The 25,610-nt window shown below is 65.7% G+C and carries 25 protein-coding genes; 8 read left to right on the forward strand and 17 right to left on the reverse strand.

Features of this window, described 5'->3' with window-relative positions; translation table 11 throughout:
• The first annotated feature begins 29 nt into the window (after positions 1–29).
• Both AC1M0F_RS12930 and AC1M0F_RS12935 read left to right on the forward strand, forming a co-directional pair.
• Positions 30–4,301, forward strand: coding sequence for a tetratricopeptide repeat protein (locus AC1M0F_RS12930; RefSeq protein ID WP_480238659.1), 4,272 nt, complete (start codon positions 30–32; stop codon positions 4,299–4,301).
• Positions 4,294–5,454 carry a patatin-like phospholipase family protein gene (locus tag AC1M0F_RS12935; RefSeq protein WP_480238660.1) on the forward strand — a complete coding sequence of 387 codons (1,161 nt, stop codon included), beginning with the start codon at positions 4,294–4,296 and terminating at the stop codon, positions 5,452–5,454. The genes AC1M0F_RS12930 and AC1M0F_RS12935 overlap by 8 nt, the downstream gene beginning before the upstream one ends.
• On the opposite strand, the gene AC1M0F_RS12940 is transcribed toward AC1M0F_RS12935, so the two are convergent.
• The 7 genes from AC1M0F_RS12940 to AC1M0F_RS12970 form a co-directional block, all read right to left on the reverse strand.
• Positions 5,424–5,957 carry a hypothetical protein gene (locus tag AC1M0F_RS12940; RefSeq protein ID WP_480238661.1) on the reverse strand — a complete coding sequence of 178 codons (534 nt, stop codon included), beginning with the start codon at positions 5,955–5,957 and terminating at the stop codon, positions 5,424–5,426. The genes AC1M0F_RS12935 and AC1M0F_RS12940 overlap by 31 nt on opposite strands.
• Positions 5,958–6,012: 55 nt before the next feature.
• Complete coding sequence (locus AC1M0F_RS12945) at positions 6,013–6,786, reverse strand: SGNH/GDSL hydrolase family protein (RefSeq protein WP_480238662.1); 774 nt, start codon at positions 6,784–6,786, stop codon at positions 6,013–6,015.
• A 101-nt stretch (positions 6,787–6,887) separates the two neighbouring features.
• Positions 6,888–7,559 (reverse strand): NAD(P)H-hydrate epimerase, encoded by a 672-nt coding sequence (locus AC1M0F_RS12950; protein ID WP_480238663.1) that lies wholly within the window; start codon positions 7,557–7,559, stop codon positions 6,888–6,890.
• Positions 7,559–7,903: a UBP-type zinc finger domain-containing protein gene (locus AC1M0F_RS12955; protein ID WP_480238953.1), complete on the reverse strand. Its 345-nt coding sequence runs from the start codon at positions 7,901–7,903 to the stop codon at positions 7,559–7,561. Before AC1M0F_RS12955 ends, AC1M0F_RS12950 begins: the two co-directional genes overlap by 1 nt.
• Before the next feature lie 102 nt (positions 7,904–8,005).
• Complete coding sequence (locus tag AC1M0F_RS12960; RefSeq protein ID WP_480238664.1) at positions 8,006–8,524, reverse strand: putative immunity protein; 519 nt, start codon at positions 8,522–8,524, stop codon at positions 8,006–8,008.
• Positions 8,525–8,570: 46 nt separating this feature from the next.
• Positions 8,571–9,395 (reverse strand): DUF1206 domain-containing protein, encoded by an 825-nt coding sequence (locus AC1M0F_RS12965; RefSeq protein ID WP_480238665.1) that lies wholly within the window; start codon positions 9,393–9,395, stop codon positions 8,571–8,573.
• Positions 9,396–9,473: 78 nt separating this feature from the next.
• Complete coding sequence (locus tag AC1M0F_RS12970) at positions 9,474–10,259, reverse strand: alpha/beta fold hydrolase (RefSeq protein ID WP_480238666.1); 786 nt, start codon at positions 10,257–10,259, stop codon at positions 9,474–9,476.
• Between the two features lie 197 nt (positions 10,260–10,456).
• Here AC1M0F_RS12970 and AC1M0F_RS12975 point away from each other — a divergent pair, with 197 nt between their 5' ends.
• Genes AC1M0F_RS12975 through AC1M0F_RS12985 form a run of 3 tightly spaced genes read left to right on the forward strand, consistent with a single transcriptional unit; the run spans position 10,457 to position 11,649 of the window.
• Positions 10,457–10,792 carry an ArsR/SmtB family transcription factor gene (locus tag AC1M0F_RS12975; protein WP_480238667.1) on the forward strand — a complete coding sequence of 112 codons (336 nt, stop codon included), beginning with the start codon at positions 10,457–10,459 and terminating at the stop codon, positions 10,790–10,792.
• Complete coding sequence (locus AC1M0F_RS12980) at positions 10,789–11,262, forward strand: SRPBCC family protein (RefSeq protein WP_480238668.1); 474 nt, start codon at positions 10,789–10,791, stop codon at positions 11,260–11,262. The genes AC1M0F_RS12975 and AC1M0F_RS12980 overlap by 4 nt, the downstream gene beginning before the upstream one ends.
• Positions 11,263–11,277: 15 nt before the next feature.
• On the forward strand, positions 11,278–11,649 hold the full coding sequence (locus AC1M0F_RS12985; protein ID WP_480238669.1) for an iron chaperone: 372 nt from the start codon (positions 11,278–11,280) through the stop codon (positions 11,647–11,649).
• Positions 11,650–11,729: 80 nt separating this feature from the next.
• On the opposite strand, the gene AC1M0F_RS12990 is transcribed toward AC1M0F_RS12985, so the two are convergent.
• Positions 11,730–13,055, reverse strand: a complete 1,326-nt coding sequence (locus AC1M0F_RS12990; protein ID WP_480238670.1) for an MFS transporter — start codon at positions 13,053–13,055, stop codon at positions 11,730–11,732.
• 148 nt (positions 13,056–13,203) lie between these two features.
• Here AC1M0F_RS12990 and AC1M0F_RS12995 point away from each other — a divergent pair, with 148 nt between their 5' ends.
• Positions 13,204–14,061: a LysR substrate-binding domain-containing protein gene (locus AC1M0F_RS12995; protein WP_480238671.1), complete on the forward strand. Its 858-nt coding sequence runs from the start codon at positions 13,204–13,206 to the stop codon at positions 14,059–14,061.
• Between the two features lie 118 nt (positions 14,062–14,179).
• On the opposite strand, the gene AC1M0F_RS13000 is transcribed toward AC1M0F_RS12995, so the two are convergent.
• The 8 genes from AC1M0F_RS13000 to AC1M0F_RS13035 form a co-directional block, all read right to left on the reverse strand.
• Positions 14,180–15,880: a BCCT family transporter gene (locus tag AC1M0F_RS13000; RefSeq protein WP_480238672.1), complete on the reverse strand. Its 1,701-nt coding sequence runs from the start codon at positions 15,878–15,880 to the stop codon at positions 14,180–14,182.
• Positions 15,881–16,028: 148 nt separating this feature from the next.
• Positions 16,029–17,015, reverse strand: coding sequence for a formylglycine-generating enzyme family protein (locus AC1M0F_RS13005; RefSeq protein ID WP_480238673.1), 987 nt, complete (start codon positions 17,013–17,015; stop codon positions 16,029–16,031).
• An 11-nt stretch (positions 17,016–17,026) separates the two neighbouring features.
• Positions 17,027–18,466, reverse strand: coding sequence for a sulfatase family protein (locus AC1M0F_RS13010; RefSeq protein WP_480238674.1), 1,440 nt, complete (start codon positions 18,464–18,466; stop codon positions 17,027–17,029).
• 47 nt (positions 18,467–18,513) lie between these two features.
• Entirely contained in the window at positions 18,514–20,010 is a 1,497-nt protein-coding gene (locus AC1M0F_RS13015; RefSeq protein ID WP_480238675.1) for a sulfatase family protein, read from the reverse strand.
• On the reverse strand, positions 20,011–21,024 hold the full coding sequence (locus AC1M0F_RS13020; protein WP_480238676.1) for an aliphatic sulfonate ABC transporter substrate-binding protein: 1,014 nt from the start codon (positions 21,022–21,024) through the stop codon (positions 20,011–20,013).
• A 14-nt stretch (positions 21,025–21,038) separates the two neighbouring features.
• Positions 21,039–21,878 carry an ABC transporter ATP-binding protein gene (locus AC1M0F_RS13025; RefSeq protein WP_480238677.1) on the reverse strand — a complete coding sequence of 280 codons (840 nt, stop codon included), beginning with the start codon at positions 21,876–21,878 and terminating at the stop codon, positions 21,039–21,041.
• Positions 21,875–22,696, reverse strand: a complete 822-nt coding sequence (locus tag AC1M0F_RS13030) for an ABC transporter permease (RefSeq protein ID WP_480238678.1) — start codon at positions 22,694–22,696, stop codon at positions 21,875–21,877. Before AC1M0F_RS13030 ends, AC1M0F_RS13025 begins: the two co-directional genes overlap by 4 nt.
• 43 nt (positions 22,697–22,739) lie before the next feature.
• Positions 22,740–23,963, reverse strand: coding sequence for an ROK family transcriptional regulator (locus tag AC1M0F_RS13035; protein WP_480238679.1), 1,224 nt, complete (start codon positions 23,961–23,963; stop codon positions 22,740–22,742).
• Between the two features lie 282 nt (positions 23,964–24,245).
• On the opposite strand from AC1M0F_RS13035, the gene AC1M0F_RS13040 reads away from it, so the two are divergent.
• Both AC1M0F_RS13040 and AC1M0F_RS13045 read left to right on the forward strand, forming a co-directional pair.
• On the forward strand, positions 24,246–24,605 hold the full coding sequence (locus AC1M0F_RS13040) for a YidH family protein (protein WP_480238680.1): 360 nt from the start codon (positions 24,246–24,248) through the stop codon (positions 24,603–24,605).
• The gene (locus AC1M0F_RS13045) at positions 24,602–24,946 is read left to right on the forward strand and encodes a DUF202 domain-containing protein (RefSeq protein ID WP_480238681.1); all 345 of its coding nucleotides are present in this window, start codon (positions 24,602–24,604) and stop codon (positions 24,944–24,946) included. Before AC1M0F_RS13040 ends, AC1M0F_RS13045 begins: the two co-directional genes overlap by 4 nt.
• Positions 24,947–25,038: 92 nt before the next feature.
• Here the strand turns inward: AC1M0F_RS13045 and AC1M0F_RS13050 are convergent, their stop codons facing one another.
• On the reverse strand, positions 25,039–25,512 hold the full coding sequence (locus AC1M0F_RS13050) for a hypothetical protein (protein ID WP_480238682.1): 474 nt from the start codon (positions 25,510–25,512) through the stop codon (positions 25,039–25,041).
• Positions 25,513–25,610: the final 98 nt, after the last annotated feature.

The raw sequence follows: 25,610 nt of genomic DNA on the forward strand, positions 1-25,610 counted from the left end.
CAGTGAGGGCGGGCACATCTGGAGGACTGGTGACCCAGGAAAGCGTCGACCTCTCACGCACATCAGCCCTGACCATGCCGTCGTCATCGGCGCGGTCCGACTTCAGGGTCTTCGTCAGCTATCGGCGGAACGACAGTTCGCTCGCCGCGCGCACGCTGAGGGACGACCTCGTGAGGGCAGGCTATTCAAGCTCGAACGTCTTCTTCGATGTCAGCCAGGACTACGGCGAGAGCTTTCCTGACCTGATCGAGGACGCGCTTCGATCGTGCGATGTTTTCCTCGCGGTGATCGGCCCTGACTGGGCCTCGATCACCGACAACGAGAACCGTCGGCGGCTCGACATTGAGCAGGACTGGACGCGTCGTGAGATCGAGACCGCCCTCGAGCGCGGTGTCACCGTAATTCCCCTTCTCGTCGAAGGCGCACAGATGCCTCACACTGACACCCTGCCGTCTTCCATTTCCAAGCTCACGACGCTCCAGGCCGCAATTCAGACCGATGAGGATTGGTGGGACCGACTTCTCGGGCGACTCGATGGGATCGGATGTGCGAACACAACGCGTCGGGTGTCCCGTATTCGCGAACGCAACCGAGGCTTTGTCGGCCAGGAAAGCGCGATCAGTGCGATAGACCGCGCACTCAATACAGATGGGCAGTCGGCAGCCACAGTCGTACTCACCGGGCTTCCCGGGCACGGCAAGACGCATCTCGCTGTCGAATTCGCCCATCGGAACAGCGACAACTATCGGATCATCTGGGAGATCCCGTCCGAGGACCGAAGTGTTGCGACCCAGCGACTCGCGGACCTGGCCGAAGCGCTCAGGCTGCCGCGAAGAAAAGATGAGGACTACGCGCAGGTCGCTCGCGCCGAACTGGAACGCCTGGGCGACTGGCTGCTGATCTTCGACAATGCCAAGACCCCCGAGTCGATTAGCGGCCTGCTCCCGGGAGGACGGGGCCACACGATCATCACGTCCCAGCGACTCGGATGGGACGACATCGGCACCACCACGATTCCCGTTGAGGCGATGAGTCTGCCTGATGCGGTGACTCTCCTGCGCCCGAGGGATTCTGAACCAGAATCTGATCTGGAACTGCTCGCTGAAGATCTGATGCGAATCCCGCTGGCACTGCAGCAAGCCGGTTCTTACATGAAGCGGAAGCATATTTCAGCCGCTGAATATCGGGAAAAGTTGCATGACTACTCAGCCTTCGGAGCGCCCGGTTCTGATTCGCCGTCCATGTTCGGAGCGTGGCGCCTGTGTTTCGACGAGATCGGATCGGTAGCATCTCAGCACGCGCAGGGAGCCGTCGAACTCCTGAGCCTGCTTTCCTATCTGGGCCCCGATGAGGTCCCGCTGGGAATCCTTTCGGCGCACGCGGTTGAATTGCCGGACCTGCTTGCTCCCGTGTTCGCCAGCCCAGGAACTCTCCGAGACGCTCTCGCCTTGCTGGCCGACTTCTCTCAAGTCCGCCGAACGGAAGGAAGGGTCTCAGGGGAGGCGGTCAGTCTCCACCGGACGGTTCAGTACTTCACCCGATCAACCCTCGATGAGAAGCAGAAGGACACGTGGATCGCGTGCGCCCTCGACGTGATTCTCGCCGCGTTCCCGAAGGATCCGGAGGAAGTTCGAGCCTGGACCACCAGTGACACACTCCTCAGTCACGCCACCGCTGTGCTCAACCATTCGTCAGGCAAGGAGTCCCTGGGCGTGAAGCGCGCCACCCTTCTCGACCGCGTCGGCGTCTTCCACCGCAGTCAGGCGCGGCTCGATGAAGCTGCCAAAGCTTTCAGCGACGCAGCTCGCATCATCGGCGGCCGCGATGGTCGAGACGAGAGAGCTATCCTGGCCACCATCACGAGGCACCTCGGTGGAGTTCAACGCGACAGGGGAGACTTCGAAGCCGCGCGCGAGTCATACATCGACGCGCTGCGCGAGCACGAGAAGTCCACAGGCTCCGAGAGCCTCGAGGTCTCGGAGGACCATTTCAGTCTCGGAACACTCTTCCTCGATCTGGAGGATTGGGAGAGCGCGAGGTCGAGCTTCGAGGCCGCCCTCCGAATTCGCCGCGGGGAACACACAGACCACCATCGAATAGCCGAGGGGCTCTACGCGCTATTCGCCATCGAGCTTGGTACCGGTAACGTGCTGCAGGCCAAGCTACGGTTGGACGACACTACGACTGCTTACCAGGAGCTGGGTCTTCAGGAATTCCCTGAAGCACGGTTCCTCAGCTACCTCGATTCCCAGCTCTTTGGATCCGGGGTCGCCAGCGAATCGAAGAACGAGCAGTTTCTCCGCGTCGTAGCAAGCGCGGAGGAAACATACGGCACGTCCCACCCAGAACTCGCCGACTGGCTCGTAATGCTCGGAGACGATCGGCTGGCGGAGCGCGACGTGGAGAGGGCTGAACAGTACTACCGCCGCGCTCGCGACATCGACCAGAACGCTTACGGCGACGGGCACTGGAAGGTCGGTCGGGACCTCCTGCGCATGTTCATCATGGATGTCGCGGACGCCAAGGATTCGGCCGCACGGGATCACCTCGTCCGCGCCATCATGATCCTTCGAAGAATTCACGTCTCCGACGAAGACGACGGTCGCGATGGCGCGATCAGCCTGTTTGCGCTGACGAAGTTCGATGAGGCGCTTGGCGCGCTAGCCAAACAACCGGTGGCAATCGACGCGTTCGACCGCATCGTCGACATCGTCTCCGAGACATGGGGGGAAGGCTCGTCCCTGCACGCATCTGCTCTAGAGCACCTCGGCGGCGAGCTGCAAGAACACCGCAGCGCGCAGGGACATGAGTACGCCGCCCGCAGACTCGAGAATGCCGTCGCCGTGTTCAAGGAGAGCCTCGGAGACCGTCACGCACGCGTCGCTCGATGCCTGTGCCGCCTGGGTGAGGTCCAGTTGGAGCGCGGCGAGCTGGACGAGGCCGGCCGCACCTTCGAGGAAGCGCGGAAGATAATCGAGGCCACCGCCCATCCGAACTCGTTCGAGAGGTTGACCGCTCTGATCGGCTTGTTTCGTGTGCAGGTCCAGCGCTCGTCAGCCCCGGCGGGATCGGGCGACGACGACGCACCTGCCGTCTCAGAGCCGCTGGCGAGCATCCGGGAACTCGCAGAATCCCGCATCGGCGATCTTGCTCTTGTGAGAGCCGCCATTGACCTCGCCACAGACCTCCGCTTCGAGACCGCCATCGATTTGCTGCACCAGGCCGCCGAGATCCGGATCGAGAAGCATGGACGGGTGCATGGCGAAGTGGCAGATACCTGGGCGCAGATCGGAACCCTCCACTACCGAAGCGGGGATTACCCGGCAGCGCTCGAGTATTTCGACCGATCGCTTCGGATCAACCGCTCCTTGTACGGGCCGGACCACCAATCGGTCGTCATCGATCTGAGCAACAGAGCCTTCGCTCTGGCGCGTCTCGGTCAGGTCGACGAGGCGGTGAAAGCACACGCATGGAGCCTCGAAACGAACGTCCGGCTGCGCGGTGACGGTGCCGCCAATCTCGGCGCGGTCCACGCGAGGAACTGGCTTTCGCTCGCAGAAGTCGCTCCGGACCCCGGCTCGCAGCGAGTCATGTACGAAGCCGGGCTCTCGCGGATGCGCGCAGAAAGTCTCGCCGGCCCATTCCTCGCGCGGCTCGGCGGTCTGGCATCGACGCAGGGAGAGGAACGGGCGGCGACGGCCCTCCTGGAGGAGTCCGTCCTGACGTTCGCCTCCGAAGGTTCTCCTTCACCGTTCTCGTCGATGGCGCGGGAGGCGTCGGCGGTGGCGCGGGAAGGATCCGAGAAAAGCGTGCTGTCGAACATCGTGACAGCGATTGCAAAGGAGACGACAATGAGTGCTCACGTCAACCACGTCACGCCGACTCTCGTTGGTGTGGTCCCAGAGGACTGGTTCCACAAGGAGTCGATCACGTTCCTGTCCCCCGATGGACAAGCCAATGTGATCGCATCGTCAGAGCCACTCGACCCCACAATCGACACCGAGCAGTACGCCGCCGTCCAGGGCGACCTTCTGCAGAAGGAATTCCCTGGGTACGACGAAAAACAGTTCGAGCCTATGGAGATCCTCGGTGGCCTGCCCGGGTACATCCGCTCGTTCGAGTGGACGCCGCCTGAAGGGGTTGCCGTCACGCAGATGCAGCTCTACGTCGTCCAGGATGGGCGAGGCTACACTGCCACGGCGACGACCCCATCATCCAGATACCCTGAGCTCGAGGTCGAGTTGCGGGCGATTCTGGGGGGGCTCTCGCTGACGCAGCACACAGCCCGTGACCATGAGTGACGGCGTCGAGACCTCGCTGAGCACGCCGGTGCAGAGAAAGCTCCTCGCCCTAGATGGCGGTGGCATCCGCGGAGTGATTTCTCTCGAGGTACTCGACGAGGTCGAACGGACTCTGCGCCGAGCGCTCGACGCCGGAGAGGACTTTGTGCTGGCTGACTACTTCGACTACTTCGCCGGCACGAGCACGGGGGCCGTGATCGCTACAGGTCTGGCGCTCGGCTGGCCGGTCAGCCGTCTCCGTGACCTGTATGCCAACAGCGGTCGGGACATGTTCGACCGTGCGTTCGTGCTGGATCGGTGGAAGAACAAATTCAGCGGCATCCGTCTCGCAGACATGCTCCGCCGTGAATTCGGGGCGGAGACGACATTCGGCAGTCCCGAGTTCCGCGCGCTGCTTATGATCGTGCTGCGCAATGCCACGACGGATTCCCATTGGCCGCTCAGTAACAACCCTCTCGCCACATTCAACGATCCGACAAGATCCGACAACAATCTGAACCTGCCGCTCTGGCAGTTGGTGCGGGCCAGTACTGCCGCGCCACTCTTCTATCCACCCGAGAAGATCGCCGTCGACAGGGATCAAAGATTCGTCTTCGTGGACGGAGGCGTCACTGTCTACAACAATCCGGCGTTCCAGCTCTTCTTGATGGCCACTCTTCCGCAGTACCGCCTGGGCTGGGAGTCCGGCGAAGACACGATGCTGCTCGTTTCGGTGGGCACTGGCTCTGTCGCCAGGCCGGACAAGGCGCTCGAACCGTCTCAGATGAATGTCGCATCCAACCTGGTGACGTTGCCGGGCGCGCTCATGTTCGCAGCCGCGACGCAACAGGACACCCTGTGTCGCATCTTCGGCCGGTGCCGTCACGGTGCGCAGATCGACCTGGAGATCGGTGACCTTCAGGACGCCGAGGGACTTCTACCTCAGCGTCACTTCACCTACCTCCGATATGACGCCGACCTCTCTCGCTCTGGACTGGACAAGTTGGGCCTGCACGATATCGATCCCGCCGCCGTCCGGCGATTGGATTCGATCGACCACATCGGTGATTTGCAGCGCGTCGGGATGCGGTTGGCCTCGAGCGTCGATGTCGATCATTTCGGGGGCTTCCTGCACGAGCGGGCTCAGTCCACCCCCAATTCGATGATCGGGTAACCGCGGTCTGTCGCGAGCGCGATCAGGTCGTCCGTGACAGACCCAGTGCTCGATTCCCCTGCCGGTCGGATGGCGAGCAGTGCCACGCGTCCGTCGGTGGCGTCGGCACAATCGGCCGCCTCATCGGCGAGCCTTCGGTTGTGGTCGCGGTACACCTCGGCGCCACCGGGCATCCTGTTCCCCTCGACCACGACGGCGGCGGGGTCCTCGACGATAGCGTCGTAGGCGGCGAGCCACCGGGAGCCGCGGGATTCGACACTCGTCGCCCGGAAGATCTCCACGGAGTACGGCAGGACGATCCGCAACGGCACCCCGCAACGAATTGCCGACTCCGCGATCAGGATGTCCGAACCGGATGCCAGGGCGCCAAGAGCGAGCTTCGGCCTGCGGTCTCGAAGCACGGAGTCGAGGCGTCGAGCGAGCCCCGTTTCGGCTGCGGCAGGCAGCCGAGGTGATTCGCGTGCCGGTTCGTCGGCCTGGACCCCGCCGTACAGAAGAATCATCGACGAGTTCCTCTCTCGCGAGCGCACCAACGTCCTCAGACTAATGCGCGCCGAGCTAGTCCACCGGCAGCAGCGTCGACCGCTTCGGATCACGCCCGTCGCCCGACGAGCGTCCGGTGACCCGGCGGCCGATCCACGGCAGCACGAACTCGCGGTAGTACGCAGCGGTGTTGCGTGAGCGCGGCCCCGAGCCGGCCTCCGCGACCTCGTCGACGCCCCACTCCTCTGGCACAGGAACACCGAGCGCGGTCAGCACGTTCGACGCGACACGCGCGTGGCCGAGCGCGTTGAGGTGCAGCTTGTCGACCGACCAGTACCTGCCGTGTGTGAGCGTCTCGTCGCCCCAGTTGTTGACGAGGGTGACGGGAGTCGACTTGAGGGCGCCGAGGACCGCATCCGACAGCTGGTCGCCTCGTTTCTGCATCAGTCCACCGAGCGGCAGGTGCCGTGACGGGTTGGCGCCGGCAAGCACGACGAGGTGCAGGCCGGGCTGTTGCAGCGCGCGGTCGACGACCTTGACGGTCTCGTCGACGACCCAGCCGATCGAGACGCGGGGGCGCAGGATGTCGTTGCCTCCGCCGTTGAACGTCATCAGGTCCGGTTCGAGGGCGAGCGCCGGTTCCAGTTGCTCGGCGATGATCGGACCGAGTTTGCGGCCGCGGATGGCGAGGTTCGCGTACCCGATCGGTTCGTCGGCGGATGCCTGCAGGCCCAGCGCCACGAAGTCGGCCCAGCCGCGGACGCGTCCGTCTGGCAGTTCGTCACCGACGCCTTCGGTGAAACTGTCGCCGAGCGCGACGTAGCGGCTGAAAGTGCGGGGTGAGGTCATGGGGGTGCAGCTCCGAACGATCGCCGCCCAGCGAGCCGGATGCCCGCGGCGGCACCCTCCATTATTCGCTGTTCAGCCCGACGCCGCCGACCGCGGCACCGTCAGGACGTCCGTGCGACGCGTTCCAGTTCGGGCCCGAGGCCGATGTCGACCACGACGAGACGCCCGACATACTCGACGGCCGGCGCGAGCAGCAGGCCGGGCTTGCAGGCGCCGAACGTGACCGTGACATCCGCCCGCAGCACAGTCGGGTCTGGCACCGATCCGTCGTCCGGGTGGATCCCACTCGGGATGTCGACCGCCACCACGATGGGTGGGTCCTCTCTCGCCAGCACTGGAAGCAGCGCAGCCACGAGCTCCCGCGCACGACCTCGCAGCGCCGGACTGGCGCTGGTTCCGGTGCCGAGGATGCCGTCGACGATCACGTCGGTGTCGAGCGCGACGGATGCCACGGCATCCGTCAGCGAATCGGGCGGGAGGATCCGTGCGCCTGCGTCCAGAGCGGCAGCGCGACCGGCTTCGTGCATGCGGTCGGCCGTCGGCACGAGAGTGACGACCGTACCCGCGGCGGCGAGTTCGGCGCCGGCGAAGAGGGCGTCACCGCCGTTGTTGCCGGGGCCGATGAGCATCAGGACCCGGCCGGGCCGGTCGGCGGGCAGCACCAGGCGGATCTCCCGGGCCAGCGCCGCGGCCGCGCGCGCCATCAGCGGAACACCGGCAGCGAGCAGGGGTTCTTCGGCGGCTCGGATCTGGGCGGCGGTGTACGACTCCATCAGTACGGTCCGATCAGGTCGCGCCAGTTGTCTGGCACGCGTTCGGTGGGGCCGGGCGACGGCTGGTCGTCGGGACGGCTGCGCGGCTCGGCGAGCCTGGGGCCGTGGAAACGTAGCTTCGTCGAGTAGTTCCAGAACCAGCTCTCGTTGGGCTCGAAACTCTGCATGACCGGATGCCCCGTCGCGGCGAAGTGGGCGCTCGCATGTTTCGATGGGGAGTTGTCGCAGCATCCGATATGTCCGCAGAGGGCACAGCGGCGCAGATGCACCCACCAGCCCTCGATCGCCTCGCAGTCGAGACAGATCGTGCCGACGGGCGCCACGGTCGGGTCGATGCCCTCCATCTCGAACACGTGCGCCTCCCCGCTACTCCCGTTGTGCGGCAGCCTACTCCGCGGCACGGGTCCGGTCACGGGCCGTCGACGTCACGTGTTCGGTGTCCGGCGTCAGTCGTCGAACACGTTCCAGCAGATGGCGCTCCGGCGGCGTTGGTCGTCGAGGACCAGCTCGCGAACGGCGTCGGGAAGCTGCGTCCGCTGCCACTCCCGTTCCGCGGCCTGGGCCTCCACAGCCTTGGCGGGAGGGACGGATGCCCCGACGGCCCGGATCGCATAGGCGGCAGCGCCGAGGTCGTGCGCGGCTACGTGGGCGACAGCGACCGCCTGGCCCGCCGACAGCGCGGCGAACTTCGCCGGGTCGGGCAGTCCGCGAGCGGCCGCGTTGGCCTGGAACGCCGCCTGGTGCGCGACCTTCATGGGCACCTCACCGCGGATCCAGGCGCGCCCGACGTCGAGAACGTCGCGCGGCCGGCTGTCTCCCTGCTGCAGGTCCTCGAACAGGTGCAGTACGTGCTCGGCGCATTGCGCCGCCCACTCGGCCAGCAGGTGGTGGTGCTCGTCCGTCAGGGTTCCGCCGCGACGGATGGTGATCAGACGCGGGTCGCGCTCTGTCGGGAGGATCGGCATCCGCTCACCCTACATTTCCGATGCCGTCGGGTGAAGGGCAGAGTAGCTACAGTCGGGCGTACCGCGCCCGGGCGAAGCAGTACACGCCGTACGCGATGAGTCCGAGTGCGACGACGGTGAGGATGACCATGCCGAGCGGCAGCGCCGCGAGTGCGTGGAGGGCGCCGTCGAGGCCGGTGGCTTCGCTGGGGTCGGAGGTGATGGCGGCGATGCAGAAGAGGATGCCCACGACGACGATCGCGACCCCCTTGGCGATGTAGCCGACCCGGCCGAGGGTGGTGACCGAGCGGCCGGTCTTGCCTGCGGGCAGCGAGACATCTTCGAGGAACTTCGTCTTCACTCCCTTGATGATGAAGTAGACGCCGACGCCGATGACGCCCAGCCCGAGAAGGATCACGAGGAACACCCCGCCCGGTGTCGCCAGCAGCTTGGCCGTCAGGCTCTGGGTCTGGGTCGAGCTGTCGCTTCCGCCGCCCATCGCGACGCTGACCGCCGAGATCCCGATGGCGAGGTAGGCGATCGCCTTGCCGCCTTCCTTGCCGCGGTCGGCCCAGGCATCCTTGTCGGTTCCGCGCACGAGCGCCGTCTCCAGCACCTGGAACAGGCCGAGACCGATCAGGCCGATCGCCACGACCCAGAGCACGAACAACCCGCCGGGGCTCGACGCCAGTCCGCCGAGCGCGCCGCCCTGGTCGGCTTCGCCGCCGGAACCGAAAGCGACACCGAGCGCGATGCCGCCGATGAGGATGTGCAGCAGGCCGTTGACCGCGAACCCGGTCCGGGCGACGAGCTGGAAGGCGTGATTATCCTGCAGGCGCGAAGCGGCGTTGCGGGCGGATGCCGCGGACGACGATGAAGAGGAGTGTGACATGGACTCACCTTAGATCCGGTCGGGTCCGGGAGCCCTGCTTTCGGGACCCCCTTGCGCTCGGCGATTTTGTCGCTTTTGTCAGTCGCCGGCGCTGAGGAACTCGAGCGCCGCGGCCCTGAAGTCCTTCGACGTCGGCGCGTTGAAATGGTTGCGGCCGGGGATCTCGAAGAACGTCCCGTTCGGCGCGTGGCTCGCCAGGGTGCGTGACTTCTCGAGAATCGAGTCCTCGCTGCCTGTGGCGAACAGCACGGGCTGCTGCGGCGGGTTCTCCGGGTCGGGCTGGGCACCCCCGCGCATCCCTTCGACGAGAGAGATCAGTGCGGCGAGATCGTTGCCCCGGATGCCGCTGGCCATCTTCACGTACGCGGCGGTCAGCTTGTCTGCGGGTGCGGTCCCGGTCGCCAGGCACTCCCGCGCCTCATCGGTGCGGAAACGGGTGAGTGGGTCACCGTCGGGAATGCCGCCGAGAACGGCGCGGGTGATCCGGTCGGGCAGGTCGAGGCAGGCCTGCCAGCCGACGCGGGCACCGAGTGAGTAGCCGACGAAGAGGGTCTCGTCGAGCATGAAGGTGTCGAGCACGTCGAGGAGATCGTTGACGAGAAGCGGCATCGTGTAGGCGTCGGAGCTGTGCGGCTTGCTGCTCGCGCCGTGCCCGCGCTGATCGATCGCGATCACGCGGAACCCCGCCCGGCTGAGGACGCGAGTCCAGCCCGAGTGGTGCCAGTTGAGCAGCCCTCCGGAGGCGAATCCGTGCACCAGCACGACCGGTCGCCCGCTCGGGTCGCCGAACTCGTAGGTGGCGATGCGGACGTTGTCGGTCGAGAGAACGAAGCGTGGGTCCGGCGATTCCGGGAGCAGGGGCATGCGCCCCATTATTCACGTCGCGAACCGGCCCTGCGGCATCCGTGACACCGGGCGCCCCAGATTCTGTCCCGCGTAACACCGAGGGCATCCGTTGCGGTCGACGGTATCCGGCGTGCGATGCACTCTCGACCGGAGCCGATGCCCTCGATCCAGATTCGTTATTGAACTTTCTGGTTCAGTGTTCTACACTGAACCACATGGTTCACGAACAGACCCTCGACCGGACATTCTCCGCTCTGTCGGATGCCACGCGACGCGGCATCCTGACCCGGCTCGGGGAAGGTCCGGCCACGATCGGCGAACTCGCCGAACCCGCCGGGATGACCCTGACGGGCATGAAGAAGCACATCGCCGTGCTCGAGGATGCCGGCCTGGTCGTCACTGAGAAGGTCGGTCGGGCGCGGCAGTGCCGCATCGGAACCGAGCGATTGGACGACGCCATGGCGTGGATCAGTTTCTACCAGCGGCTCTGGGAGCGTCGACTCGACGGCCTGGACGCCTACTTCACGCTCCTGAAGGGAACAGAGAAATGACTGAGCAGACCAGCAACACCGACACCATCGAGCTGCGGATGACCCGGCTCCTCCCGGCGACGCCCGACCAGGTGTTCGACGCATACACCGACGCCGAGAAGCAGAAGATCTGGTTCAGCATCCTCGATGAGAAGCCAGGCATCGTCGAGATCGAGGTCGACCTGCGGGTCGGCGGGCAGCAGACAGCGGTCTGGGGTCCGGATGCCGACACCCTGTTTCGTGAGACGCAGACGTTTCTCGAAATCGACCGCCCGCACCGTCTCGTCACCGAGTCGAATGGAAGCGGCCCAGACGGCATGACCATGACCACCCGGATCGAGGTGACCTTCGAGGCCGAGGATGACGGATGCCTCGTCACCGTCGTGCAGAGCGGTTTCCCTGTGGTCGAGGTCCGCGACTTCTTCGCCGGCGAGGTCTGGGTCGGCGCGTTCGCCCGCATCGAGGCGTACCTTGTGCGCGAGGCTGCCTGACGGAAGGATCGACGCATGACCCCCACACCGTCAACCGTCGACGAGTACATCGCCGGGTTCGAGCCCGAACAGGCGCGGACGCTGCAGTTGATTCGCGAGGCGATCCATCGCGGGGTCGCGGCGGCGAGCATCCCGGACGAGAGCGAGAAGATCCGGTACGGGATGCCTGCGGTCATGCTCGGCGGACGGTACGCGCTGCACTTCGCCGGCTGGAAGAAGCACATCGGGCTCTACCCGGTGCCGGTGTTCGACGGTGAACTCGAGGCGGAGGTCTCCCCCCACCGGAGCGAGAAGGATTCGGTCACGTTCCCCTGGAAGGAGCCCGTGCCGTTCGACCTGATCGAGCGGGTGGCGGCGGCGATCGTCGCGAAGCGCGGGTCGGCCTGAGGCACCTACTCACTACTTCCGGACGCACTCACCCCGCGTAGCAGGTGAGTACGTCCGGAACGGGTGAGCAGGTCGCAACCTCACACGCGAGACGCGATGTGCACCGACGGCACGAACCGGTTCAGCCGCACCTGCAGCTTCAGCTGCCCGCGTCGCGCCAGCACGAGTGCGATGATCGCGGCGGCCAGCGCGGGAACCGCACCTGAGACGACCATCCCGGCGTGCGCCCCGAAGTTCTCGATGATGAGACCCATGAGTGGTCCGCCGATGGCCTGGCCTCCGAGCAGCACGAGCACGTAGAGCGACATCACCCGGCCGCGGACGCCGATGTTGCTCGACAGCTGCACGAGCGAGTTCGCCGCCGTGAGGAACAGCAGGGATGCCACCCCGACCGTGACGAGGGCGGCTGCGAACAGCGCGATCGACGGCATCAACCCCGCCGCGGCCTGCAACAGGCCGGTCACGCCGACCCCGATCACGATGGTCCGCAGTCGAACGGATGCCCGCCGGGTCGACAGCAGTGCACCGGACAGCGCGCCGACTGCGACCATCGAGTTGAACAGGCCGTAGCCGCCTGGCCCGACAGCGAAGACGTCATCGGCGCATGACGCAAGGAGCACCGGAAGCGTCAGCCCGAACACGGCGAACACGGCGACGAGGATAACCGGGTAGACGATGGTCGGCTTAGCGATCGCGTACTGCAGCCCCTCGCGCAGTTGCCCCTTCGCCCGCGGGGAAGGGGCGACCCGGGTCATCTGGCCGGTGCGGAGCATCCCGAGCATGACGATGACGAGGAGGCAGGCGATCCCGTTCACGACGAAGGCCGGCCCAGCGCCGACCGTGAGGAGCAGGAAGCCGGCAATCGCGGGGCCGATCATTCCGGCGAGCTGGAACACCGACGAGTTGATGCTGATGGCGTTGCGGAGGTTCCGCTGGCCGACGAGTTCGGTCACGATGACCTGGCGGGCAGGGTTGTCGATCACGGTGACGAGACCGGTGGCGAAGGCGATCGCGAAGACGTGCCACGCCTCGACGACGCCCGCGATCGTCAGAACGGCAAGCCCGAGGCTGAGCACGGCGAAGATCGACTGGGTGATCATCATGAGCATCCGCTTGCTGTGCCTGTCGACGATCACGCCGCCGAGCAGGCCGAAGAACAGCATCGGCGCGAACTGCATGGCGACGGTGATTCCGACGGCAGTCGCACTGCCGGTGAGCTCGAGCACCAACCAGTCCTGGGCGATGCGCTGGGTCCAGCCGGCGGTCATGGCGACCATGTCGCCGGTGGTCCACAGGCGGAAGTTCGGCACACTCAGCGCGACGAAGGTCTTGCGCCACGGCAGCGTGCCGGACTGGACGGAGAGGGGTTCGGTGGGCGGGAAGGCGGTCGGGGTCGCGGAGGCCACGGATGTTCTCCTTGAAAACGCGGAACGGTGAAACGTTGAAACGGAAGCTGCTCTCAACGCTAGCGACGGCATCCGTATTCGGTCCCTCAATGCATAGAATTAGTGCCATTGGTGTATCGAATAGCCTCGCGACGAAACGGAGTTCCCCGTGTACGACCCGGTGCTGCTGAAGACGTTCCTCGTGGTGGCTGAGACGCACAGTTTCACGAACGCGGCGCTGCGGTTGGGCATCAGCCAGCCGACGGTGAGCCAGCAGATGAGCAAGCTCGAGAAGGCGGCGGGGCGGATGCTGATCGTCCGCGACACGAGGGAGGTGCGGCTCACCGACAACGGCGACGCGATGGCCGGCTTCGCCCGGACGATCCTCGCCGCGCACGCCGCAGCGGAGAGCTACTTCAGTGGGTCGGCCATGAAGGGCAGGCTGCGGTTCGGCGCGGCGGATGACCTCGCGATCACGCAGTTGCCGCGGATCCTGCGTCACTTCCGCCAGCTGTACCCGCAGATCAACCTCGAACTGACGGTCAATCAGAGCGGCCCGTTGCGGCGGCGGCTCGAGGGCGGGCACCTCGACCTGATCTTCGTAAAGCAGGGCGCCGGGGAGTCGAGCGACAGCACGCGGGTGGCGAAGGACACCATGGTGTGGATGGCGCAGGACAACATGGCGCTCGACGAGGGCGCGCCCGTGCCGCTCATCGCGTACCAGGCGCCGAGCCTCAGTCGGCAGCTCGCAATCGAGGCGCTGGAGAGCGCCGGGCGGACCTGGCGGATCACGTGCAACACCCGAGACGTGAACGGCGTGCTGGCCGCGGTGCGGGCCGGCATCGGTGTGGCGCCGTTCCCGCACTCGCTGATCCCCTCCGATCTCGTGAAGGTGAGCAACAGGTTCTCGTTGCCCGAGCTCGGTGACGTCGACTACGTGTTGATGGCGAACCCGTCGGCGGCGAAGGAACCGGTGCAGGCGCTGATGTCGGCGATCATGAGCCGTGGCGTGAGCAAGGCTGCGTAGGGCTACCCCGCTCGCGCACGTAGGACCACACGTACTCACGTGTTCCGGACCGGCTCACGCGGCGTATAGCGTGATCTGGTCCGGAACACGTGAGTAGGCCGGCGGAAGCGAGTGCGTCCTAGAACACCTGCGTCGGCGGCTCCCCGGACGAGCCACCCCGGTTGCGGCGCCGGAAGATCGACCGTCGCCCTGCCGTCAGCGCCGGGTTCGTCGTCTCGTCCGACTCGAGGCCGTAGTGGTCGCCGATCCGATCGAGGAACGCCGCACGACGGGCCCGCTCGTAGGCGCGATGCTCCCGGCTGAACGCAATCGCGGTCGCCCAGCAGATCAGGAGCATGATCACGCTGAACGGCAGCGCGATGATGATCGCGGCCGTCTGTAAGGCCTGCAGACCTCCCGCCAGGAGCAGCGCGACGGCGAGAGCGGATGTGACGCACGCGAAGAACGCGCGGATCCACCGTTTCGGTTCCACCTGTCCTCCGCTGGCGATCATGCTCATCACCAGCGCGCCCGAGTCCGCCGACGTCACGAAGAACACCGCGATGAGGATGATCGCGCCGATGGTGAGCACCGACCCGGCCGGCAGCTGATCGAGCATCGCGAACAGCGCGCCCTCGACGTTGACGGTCCCGTCCGCGCCGACGAGACCACCCGGCCCGTTCAGTTCGGAGTACAGCGCTGTCCCGCCGAGCACGCTGAACCAGAGGAAGGTGATCAACGTCGGTACGAGCAGAACACCGGTGACGAACTGCCGCACCGTGCGGCCGCGCGAGATCCGGGCGATGAAGATGCCGACGAAGGGTGCCCACGAGATCCACCAGCCCCAGTAGAACGTGGTCCAGGTCGCCTGCCACGCTTCGCCCTCAGCTCCGCTGAACGCGGCGGTGTTGAACGAGAGCCCGATGAATCCCTGCAGGTAGGCGCCGATCGACTGAACGAAATCCCGCAGCAGAAACTGGGTCGGGCCGACGATGAGGATGAAGACGACGATCATTCCTGCGAGCATGAGGTTGATGTTCGACAGCCATTTCATGCCCTTGGCCACCCCGGAGAGCACCGAGAACAGCACGGCGCCGGTGATGATCAGGATGAGGATGATGTTGAGAAATTCGGATGCTGCGATGATGCCGGCGCTCTCCAGCCCGGCACTGATCTGGACGACGCCGAGCCCCAGTGAGGTGGCGACTCCGAACAGCGTGCCGACCAGGGCGACCACGTCGATGAGGTTGCCCCAGCCACCGCGCACCCGTTTGCCGAGCAGCGGTTCGAGCGCCCAGCGGATCGATACCGGCCGGTGATGGCGGTGGATGGCGTAGGCGAGCGCGAGCCCGATGACGACGTAGATCGACCACGCGTGGACGCCCCAGTGCAGGTAGGTCTGCGCCAGAGCCAGTTGTGCGAGCTGGCTGGGTGAGCCCTCGACTCCCGGGCGCGGTTCGGCGAAGTGGCTGAGCGGTTCGCCGACGCCGTAGAACACGAGGCCGATGCCCATCCCGGCGGCGAACAGCAGCGAGAACCAGGAGCCGAGCGAGAACTCCGGTTCGTCGTCGTCCGTTCCCAGCTTGATGTCGCCGAACCGGCTGAACCCGACCCAGAGGCTGAAGACCACGAAGAACGCGGCGATCAGCACGTAGTACCAGTTAAAGTTACTGACGATCCCGGCCTGGATGGTTCCGAACAGCGCCTCGGCGGCATCCGGGAGAAGAATCGCGAAGGCGACGAACAACAGCACCACGATCGCTGCGGGCCAGAACACCCAGCGGGCGACCCCGGGAGATTTGGGCACGGCACTGGCCGACTTTTCAGTTGGGGTGGGCATGTCGATCAGCCTACGACCACCCCCTCGACCCCTCAAGGTGACGCGGGGCCCCCGTCCTCTCGCGCGACGCACTCGCGAGATCACCGGGTCCGGACGAGATCACCAGGTACGCGGGGTGATCTCGTCCGGAAGTGATGACTTCGTTGAGCTAGAGGCTGCGCGCGCAACGGAACCCGATGTGGGTCGTCGCCGAGTCCTCGGTCTGTGGCGAGCGGGCCGCAGGGCGATAGCGCCGGCAGTATTCGGGCGCGCAGAGGTGCGACCCACCCTTCGTCACCCGCTGCACCGACGCGTTCGGGCCGACGGATCCCTTGCCGGAATCCGACGGGCCACACATGCACCCGTCGCCGCACCCAGAGCCGGTCCCCGTCTCGCCGACCGGCTGAGTCGCCGACCCGAGCAGGTTGGTGGCCGCTGCCCGCCGTGCCCGGTGGTCAGGGGTGAAGACGGAGCTCGTCCACTCCCAGACGTTGCCGATCATGTCGATCAGACCGAGCTCGTTGGCGGGGAACGACCCCACCGGCGATGTCCCGACCCAGCCGCCCGCACCCGTATTCCGGTACGGGAATGAACCCTGCCAGGTATTCGCGAAGAGTTCGCCGGCCGGACTCAGCTCATCGCCCCACGCGTAGTCCGTGTCCTTCGCATTGGCCTGAGCGGCCCGCTCCCACTCCACCTCGGTCGGGAGCCGCTTGCCGGCCCATACCGCGTACGCAGTCGCATCCGTGAAACACACCTGGACCACCGGGTGCTCGTCCCGCCCGGCAAGATCCGAGCTCGGTCCGAACGGATGCCGCCAGCTCGCGCCAGGTGTCCACTCCCACCATGCCCGCCAGTCGCGAAGGTCGACCGGACCGGCCGTCGGACGGAACGCCAGACTGCCCGGTGCCCGCTCGGCCTCGCTGAGGTGCGGGTACTCGGCCGCGTCCAGCCGCCGTTCCGCGACGGTCAGATATCCCGTCGCATCCACGAACTCGGCGAACTGCCTGTTGGTGACCGGGTGCCGGTCCAGCTCGAAGGCTGCCACCGAAGCGCGGTGCGCCGGCGCCTCCTCCGGGTAGAACCGGTCAGAGCCCATCAGGAACGAGCCCGCGGGGATCACGAGCATGTCGAGCTCGGTGAGGGGTGTCACCATTGCTGCGCCCGTCAGTTCGCCAGCACGGCGCCGGAAGGTACCGGCTGCGAAGGGTGAGGAGTGTCGCCAAGGTCCGCCTGCAGCTTCCTCAGCCGCACTGTGAGGTCCGCGCGGATATCGAAGTATTCGGCAGCGTGATAGACGTTGCGGAGTTCCTCCGGGTCCTCGAGCAGGTCGTACATTTCCCATTCGGGCGGGTACACGTGGTCAGACGACCCCGGCAGACCCATCCCGTCGTTGTAGAAGTAGATGAGCTTGTACCGGTCGGTTCGGATGCCGTAGTGCGCGAGGGCGTGGTGGTGCTGGTCGTCGTTCTCGTAGTACCGGTAGTAGATGGAATCCTGGGTGGGTTCATCCGATCCGGTGAGCTGCGGCCAGAAACTGACCCCCTGCATCCGTTCGTGCGGCTCCACTCCGGTCGCATCGAGAATGGTCTGCGCGAAGTCGACGTTGGTGACGAGTTGCGAAATCGTTCCCGCAGGGGCGATCGCGTTCGGATAGCTCAGAACCAGCGGCATCCGAATCGACTCCTCGTACATGAATCGCTTGTCGAACCAGCCATGGTCACCGAGGAAGAAGCCCTGATCCGAGGTGTACGCGAGAAGCGTGTCGTCGAAGTCGCCGCGCGCCCGCAGCCAGTCGATGACGCGGCCGACGTTGTCGTCGACGGACGCCACACAGGCGAGGTAGTCCTCCATGTAGCGCTGGTACTTCCAGAGGGCGAGCTCCTCCGGGGTGAGGCCGTCAGGCGGTGCCACCTTCAGGTCGTTTACGTCGAGGTAGTCGGCGACCCGCATGGTCGCGTGCCTTGCCGCCATCGACCGCGTGGCGTAGTCGTCGTCGAACGTCCCTGGCACCGGGATCTTCTCGTCGGCGTACATGCCCTTGTGCTTGTCGTCAGGTTCCCACGATCGGTGCGGCGCCTTGTGGTGGATCAGCAGGCACCACGGGTCATCGCCCTCGAGAGAGTCGACCCAGCCGAGTGACAGGTCCGTGATGATGTCGGTCGCGTAGCCGGGCTCGATCCGCACGCCGTCCTCCGTCAGAATCTGCGGATCGAAGTACTCCCCCTGCTCTCGCAAGACGGCCCAGTAGTCGAAGCTCTCCGGGTCGTGACCTTTGCCCTCACCCATGTGCCACTTGCCCACGATGCCCGTGCGATACCCCGCTTGCTTGAGGAGCGACACGAAAGTGGGCTGGCTCGCATCGATCGGGGTGTCGAGCGTCGTCACCTTGTTGATGTGGCTGTGCGTGCCGGTCAGGATCGCTGCCCGGCTCGGCGTGCAGAGGGCGTTGGTGCAGAAGCAATTGTCCACGCGCACGCCTGCAGCGGCGATCTCGTCGATGCGCGGCGTTGTGTTCACGACGGAGCCGTATGCGCTGATCGCGTGCGATGCATGATCGTCAGTGAGGATCAGAACGATGTTCGGTCGTCTGCGTGTGGATGTCATGGTTCTCGCTTCGTGGTTCGAGCCGGATGCCGCAGGGGCACCGGGGATTACTTCTGGTAGGACGCGTCGTCGAATCCGCTGAGGGAGGGGTCGTACCCGACCCCGCCGACGTCATACATCGTGGTCATCCAGTGATAGAACTTGTCGCCGCGTTCTCGCAGAAGGTCGTAAAGCCTCTGCATCATGGACTCGCGGATGTCTGCCATGTCGGGCAGCGTGAAGACGTTGTTCAACTCGTCCGGGTCACGGTGCAGGTCGTAGAGCTCGTTGACGGATTCCGGGTTGACGACCAGCTTGTACCGGTCATTGCGGAGCATCCGCTGGGCTATCGGGAAGTGGTGTCCGTGGTACTCGCAAACGATGTCCTCCGCCCAGTGCGGATTCTCGCCGGAGACCAGCGGAACGAGGCTGCGCGAGTCGACCGCGGGCGCCGGGTCCAGCCCGGCGAGCTCAAGGAAGGTCGCGGTGCAGTCGAGCAGGCTGACGAATTCTTCCCGCACTTGTCCGGCCGGTGCTCCCGGAATGCGGACGATCCCCGGAGTCCGGTAGATGTCTTCGTACATGGCCGGGCCCTTGTCATGCAGGCGATGCGAGCCGGTGAATTCGCCGTGGTCGCAACTGAAGAACACGGCGGTGTCATCGACCAGGCCGAGGCGCTCCATGGCACCCATGACGCGCCCGATCTGCTCGTCGATCAGGGTGACGTAACCCCAGTAGATCGCGATGAGCTTGCGACTCGTCTCAATCGGCATCGTGTCGAAGGCCCAGTGGTCGCTGTAGTTCTGCTGTACCGGCGGCTTGCCGACGAAGGTCTCGGAGATCGATTTGGGCAGTTCGATGTCGGCCGGGTCGAACTTGTCAAAATATTCGTTCGGCACCACGTAAGGAAGGTGGGGTCCGAAGAAGTGCAGGCCGAGGAAGAACGGCTTGCCGTCGTTCTCGCGGTCTGCGGCGTAGCGTTCGAGCATTTCGATGGCGCGGGTGGCCAGGTAGTACTCGAACGTCGCCTCGACGGGCTGGTGCAGCCGAGCGGCGAGCAGGTTGCCCGGCCCGCCGTTCGGCAGCGTGCCACGTATTTGATCACTGATCTCGTACGGCGGGAGGCCGTTCGCGGTCAGGTAGGCCAGATAATCCTCGTTCTCCACCGGGTTGTGCCAGCCGGGCAGGTCGGGCCCGTCGAACCCGTAGTACGCCGCGTTCTTGTCGTTGCCCGCGTGCCACTTGCCGATGAGGCCGGTGTTGTAGCCGTTGTCGCGGAGCGTTTCGGCGAACGTGAACTGCCCGTCGGGGAGATCTTCCAGATAGCCGACGTTGCGCTCGTGGTTGGCGAGCAGCTTGTGACGGAACGGGGCCTGCCCGGTGAGCAGGCTCGCCCGCGCGGGCGTGCAGATCGCGGTGGGTGTGTACCACCGGTCAAAGCGCGTGCCCGTGCGAGCCAGCTCATCGAGCACCGGCGTATCCGCCAGGGCGTTCCCGTACGCACCGAGTGTGTCCACTCGATGCTGATCGGTCATCAGGAAGAGGATGTTTCTGGCCTTCGTCACTTACTCGCCTGCCCCTGTGAAGAGGTCGCCGGTGTAGTACGTGGCCGGGTCGACGGGGGCGGGCAGCTTGCCCGCGGAGACGAAGTAGTCGTTCATTCCTTCGAGCCAGCCGACGACCGAGCCGTCTTCGGTGAGCTCGTCGAGTTCGGCTGTCGTCATGATCTTGACGTTCTTGGCATCCGCCGCGACGTCCTTCTCATCCAGCTGGAGCATGGCCGCGGTCAGGGCGATGGTCTCATCCATGTTCTCAGCGCGGTAGTCGATGGCTTCCCGCAGGGCGCCCAGGACCTTGGAGACGGTTTCCTCGTTCTCGTCGACGAACTTCGGTCCGGAGACGAAGGCGGTCGGGAAGGACACCGTCTCGGCGAAGTCGTCATTCTCAGCGAGGATATTGAGGTCGGGAACCTGCTCCTCGATCGTGCTGATCAGCGGGTACCAGATACCGGCGGCATCCACCTGCTTCGAGGCGAACGCGGCAACGACCGTGGACGGATCCATGGCGACCTTCTCGACATCGTCGATGGTCAGACCGACGGATTCGAGGGCGAGGTTGAGGATCATGTCGCCGGACGTTCCTTCCGGCACGGCCACCTTCTTGCCCTTGAGGTCTTCGAGCGAATCGATTCCCGCCTGGGCGATCACGCGGTCGGCGCTGCCGAGCGTGTTGATGGAGACGATCTTGGCCTGACCGGATGCCGGGAGCCACATGGCGCCTGGGCCGATGTAGCCGAAGTCGAGGTCTCCGGTTCCGAGCGCCTGGATCTGCAGCGGTCCGTTCGTGAAGACGCTGGTCGTGACGTCGATCCCGTTCTTCTCCCAGAGGCCCTGGTCCTCCGCGACCGCGAGGAGGCTCGCTCCGTTGAAGTCGGCGATGTAGCCGAAGTTGACCGGGGTGAGTTCCTCAGGCGCGGCGCTGTCGCCTCCGCCTGATGACGTGGAGGCGCAGCCGGTGAGGGCGAGTGCAAGTACTGCGACGGCGGCAACGATGCCCCGTTTTGTGCGTGCGTGTGTCATGAGTTTCCTTGGTGTCAGTCCGTCAGGGTGGACGGAGTTGAGCCGGCTGCTGTGCCGGTGGTCTGGTGGTAAACGGAGTGCCACACCCGGTTGCGAAGTGCGGTGAACTCGGGGCTCAGGCGCATCTCCTCGGTGCGGGGGTAGGGCAGGTCGACGTCGATGATGTCGAAGATGCGCCCGGGGCGGGCTGCCATCACGACGACGCGGTTGGCGAGGTAGACGGCTTCGTCGACGTCGTGGGTGATGAAGACGACGGTGCGCTTCTCCTGGCTCCACGTGTCGAGAAGCTGCTCCTGCAGTTTCACGCGGGTGAGAGCATCCAGCGCCCCGAACGGTTCGTCCATGAGGAGGATCGTCGGGTCGACCGCATAGGCGCGGGCGATGGCGCAGCGCTGCTTCATACCGCCGGAGAGCATCTTCGGGAGGGCATCGGCGAACTGGCTGAGCCCGACCATCTCGATGAAGTGCTCGGCCTTCTCGCGTCGTTCCTTCGCGGGGAGCCCGGCTGTCTTCAGGCCGAACTCGACGTTCTTGCGCACGGTCAGCCAGGGGAAGAGCGCGTACTGCTGAAAGATCACTCCACGCTCAGGGCCGGGCCCCGAGACGGCTTTGCCGTCGACGAGGGCCTGTCCACTGGTCGGTGCATCAAGCCCGGCGAGGACGTTCATGAGGGTGCTCTTGCCGCAGCCCGAGGGGCCGACGACCGTGACGAACTCGTTGTCGGCGACGTCGAGCGACACGTTGTCGAGGGCGATGAATTCTTCGCCGCTGAGGTCGAAGGTCTTCGTTACTCCCTGCACCGAGATCCGTGCGGGGGTGGTTCCCTGAGGGGTCACCGTGGGTGAAGCGATCATCGACGTTCCTGCCATCCGGTCAGTTTGCGTTCAGCGAAAAGGAGAATGCGGTCCATCAGCAGACCGAGGATGCCGATCGTGATGAGGCCGACGAAAATGGTGGGCAGGTCGTAGTAGATCTGGGCCTGCTGCATTCGGAAGCCAAGGCCCTGCTGGGCGGCGATGAGCTCTGCGGCGACGAGGGTGGACCAGGATGCGCCGAGGCCGACCCGCATGCCGACGAGGATGAACGGCGTCGACGCCGGCACGACCACCCGGATAAAGATGCCGCCGTCTTTGCTGCCGAGCACCCGGGCGGCGTTGATGAGTGTGCGGTCGACGTTGACGACGCCCTGGAACGTTGAGATCACGCAAGCGAAGAATGCGGCGAGGAAGATGACGAATATCTTCGGCTCCTCACCGATTCCCATCAGCACGATGGCGAGTGGGATGATCGCGAGCGGCGGGATGGTGCGGAAGAACTGCACCCACGGCTCGATGAGCCCGCGGGCGATGGTGTACCAGCCCATGAGGAACCCGACCGGGATGGCGACGAGGGTGCCGAGTGCGAACCCGATGAGCACGCGGGTGAGGCTGGCGGTGATGTCGGCGATCAGCACGCCGCTCGCGATCAGTTCGCCGGCGCGTTCGACGACCTCCACCGGCGTCGGCAACCGGAATCCGGCGAGGGACAGAGCCCACCAGAGAAGGATGCCGCCGACGACACTGACGAGGTTCAGGGTGAGGAGAAGTTTGCGGTTCTTGACCCCGACCTTCGGGCTCTTCTTCACCGGTGCGCCGGGCTGGGCCCCTGTGGCGATCGCTTGGGTGGCGGTCATGCGCTTTGCTCCCCGTGGGGATCGCGCCGGGAGGTGCGAATGGTCATGAAATGCTCCTTTGCATGGGGCTCTGCGGCGAGTCGAGGTGCGTGGTTTCGGGATAGCTGGCGAGGAGGGGCGACTGGTGGAACATCGCGGCGATCGCGCCGAGGGCGCCGTCGTCGTCGCCCAGCTGGGCGAGGCGGATGTGGGGTGCGGCTTCGGGGACGGGCAGGAGCTCATACGCGATCGTCGCGATGGCCTGTTCGAAGATCACGTCGGCGATCTGCACCACTTCGCCACCGATGACGATCTCGCCGGGGTTCAGCGCGACGGCGACAGAGCCGAGAACACGGCCGAGGGCATCCCCGACGTCCCGGAGCACACTGGCGACGATCGGGTCGCCCTTGGCGACGGCCGCGCTGAGGTCGTCGAACGAGTTGATCGGCACGCCCTTGGCGGTGCAGTTCGCGAAGATCGCCGGAACTGAGGCGATCGTCTCGAGGCAACCGCGTTTGCCACACCGGCACTGGATGCCGTTGGGGCTGACCGAGATGTGTCCCAGCTCGCCGGCGAACCCGGAATCCCCAGTGACGAGGTGGCCACCGACGACGAGTCCGCCGCCGATGCCGTCGGAGAGACGAACGTAGAGGAGGTTCTGCGCGCCTGCGCCGCTCCCCCAGATCGCCTCGGCGAGCCCGGCGAAGCGGGTGTTGTTATCGATGATGACCGGCACGCCGAACTTCTCGACGAACGAGCTGTAGACGAGGTCACCGGCGGGGCGCACGGTGGTGCTTCCTGGAACCGGGGTGGACTTGGGCATCCGCGGCGAGAAGGGGCCGGGGAAGCCGACGCCGACGCCCTGCAGGGCTCCGTAGTGAACGCTGGCTTCGGCCCCGATGCGTTCGATCAGTTTGAAGCAGCTGTCGATACGCTCCGGCCACGCCGAGTCGGCCTCGTAGAATTCAGCTCCCGACGCGATGATCTCGTGCGCGGCGTCCGAGACGGCGACGCGGACCCGGCGGTGGCCGAAGTCGACGCCCATGAACTGCCCTGCGCCGGGGTCGAGAGCGAGGCGTTCGGCGGGCCGTCCGCGACCGGCGCGCGCATCGGCATCCGTGTTCGCGATCGTGATCGCCCCACGTTCGAGCAGGACATTAGTGATCTCGGAGAGGGTGGTGCGCGAGAGTCCGACCCGGTTGGCGATCTCGCCTCGGGTCAGCGCTCCGTGCTCCCGAAGCACCCGCAGAACGCGGTCTTCGTGAGTTTGGCGGATGAGTGTATGCACTCCAGCGGGCTTGAACACATGGCAACGATAGGTAGGGCGAATTATTCCGTCAACAGTCCGACATAATTCGGTTCAAAAAATGTCTGAATCCCTGCAGAATTCGTCCAGGCCCGGAAATTCGCGGATCTCGGATGCCGTCAGTGAAGATCCGCGTCCTCGTGGGCTTTCGGCGGAGGGCGACGATGTCGATGCACACCGCCAGGATTCGCCCGTGATCGGGTCATTTCGGGCATAGTCTTGGCGCGATCGCGACGGACAGACGATCGACAACGGAAGGACCCCATGGCGACGAAACGATTCCCCTCGGCCGTGTTCGGCCACGGACAGGAACCCGACGCACGCTTCAGCCTCGCGAACGAGCGCACCTTCCTGGCCTGGATCCGAACCTCGCTGGCGCTCATCGCCGCCGGCGTCGCGCTCGAGGCGTTGCAACTGCCGATCGAGCCCAGGCTTCGTCTCGTCTCAGCGTTCCTCTTCCTCGCGCTCGGAATCGTCGCGCCCGCTCACGCCTGGCTCAGCTGGATCCGCACGGAACGGGCTCTGCGCGAGAGCAAGCCGCTCCCCGGACCGGGCTTCTCCGGCATCCTCGCGGCCGGCGTCATCGTGGGCGGCCTCCTGATCGGCATCGGGTTGCTCCTGTGAGTTCGGCCGAGCTCTTCGACGAGGGCCTGCAGCCCGAGCGCACGCACCTCGCGTGGCAGCGCACCCTGCTCGCCCTCGGCCTGGGCTGTGCCGTCTCGGTGCGACTGACGGCGCCGCAACTCGGGCTGGTCGGGGTCGCGGTGTCGCTCGGCGGGCTCGCCGCGGTGGTGGTCGCCTACGTGCTGATCCGGCTCCGCTATCGGCGGGTCACCCAGTCACTGCGGTCGACCCAGACGCTGGCCCTGGTGAGCGCGTGGCCGCTCGCGCTCGTCGCACTCGCCACCGGATGCCTCGGTGTGCTGGCCGCGCTCTTCGTCGTGTTCGGTCTGCCGCTCGTCTGATGCGGCACCTACTCACCGGTTCCGGACGAGATCACCACGTACGCCGGGTGATCTCGTCCGGAAGTCGTGAGTAGATAGCTGCCCGGCCCGCCTCAGATCAGGAACGAAATCCCGAGCGACGCCAGCACGCCGAACGCGACGCCCCAGACGGTGATCGAGATGACCATCCAGAGGATCACGGCGTTCCGCGAGGCACCGAACGACACCATCGCAGCAGAGGTGAACTGGTTGGGCAGGATCAGCCAGCCGAGCATGCTCACGCCTGCGACGCCGTACTTGTCGAAGCTCTCACGCAGCCGCTGCCTGCGGGGCGTCTCGGGCTTCGGCGCCCTGCCGCTCCTCACCTTCGACCGCACGCCATGAGCGCTGAACACGAAGATGAGCATGGAGAGGATGTTGCCGACGATCGCGGCAGCGATGGCGATCACCGGATTGATGCCGGACAGCACCCCGATGACCGCGCCGAAGTGTGACTCGATGAACGGGATCGCCGCAGCAAGGATGACGCCGACCCATTGCAGCAGGTCGGGAAGTCCGGCGGTGAAGTTCTGGAGCAGGTCGATCATGATGGATGCCTTTCGGTCGGGAGCGATGCGATGCCACCACGTCGGGTCAGGAGTTGCCGGACCCGGGGTGCTGAATCCATCCTTTCCGGGAGACGAAG

The sequence above is a fragment of the Mycetocola sp. Y719 genome (assembly GCF_056713205.1).